The sequence below is a fragment of the Bartonella vinsonii subsp. berkhoffii ATCC 51672 genome, from assembly GCF_902825225.1.
GTDB classification, from domain to species: domain Bacteria; phylum Pseudomonadota; class Alphaproteobacteria; order Rhizobiales; family Rhizobiaceae; genus Bartonella; species Bartonella berkhoffii.
Map to the genome: position 1 here is coordinate 1 of NZ_CADEAK010000174.1, position 441 is coordinate 441.

General features: G+C 43.1%; 1 protein-coding gene. It reads left to right on the plus strand.

Annotated elements, in window-relative coordinates:
* Positions 1 to 373 (plus strand): nucleoside deaminase (locus J7R10_RS08800; RefSeq protein ID WP_208436484.1); only part of this gene is annotated, 373 nt, incomplete at its 5' end.
* Positions 374 to 441: the final 68 nt, after the last annotated feature.

Below are 441 nucleotides of genomic sequence, written 5' to 3' on the forward strand. Positions count from 1 at the left end.
TGGAAACTATACAAAAACTGCATGTGACCCTACAGGACATGCAGAAATACGCGCTATTCGTATAGCTTGTGAAATGCTCCAAAGCGAAAGAATCCCTGATTGCGATCTCTATGTAACACTCGAACCTTGTGCTATGTGCGCTGCAGCCATTTCATTTGCACGCATACGACGCCTCTATTACGCAACAAGCGACCCAAAAGGCGGTGCTATTGAACACGGACCGCGCTTTTATCAACAGCCAACTTGTCATCATATACCTGAGCTCTATTCTGGTTTCAAAGAAAAAGAAGCAAGCCACTTACTTAAAGAATTCTTCGCTCAAAAGCGAAATCAAAAACACACTTTATTTCCGCCCCAAACACCTACTCTTTAAACAATAGCCCTTAAAAAGGCCACAAGCTCTTCTTGTCACCAGATTTTGCTTTTCTTGCAGCTCGTTTC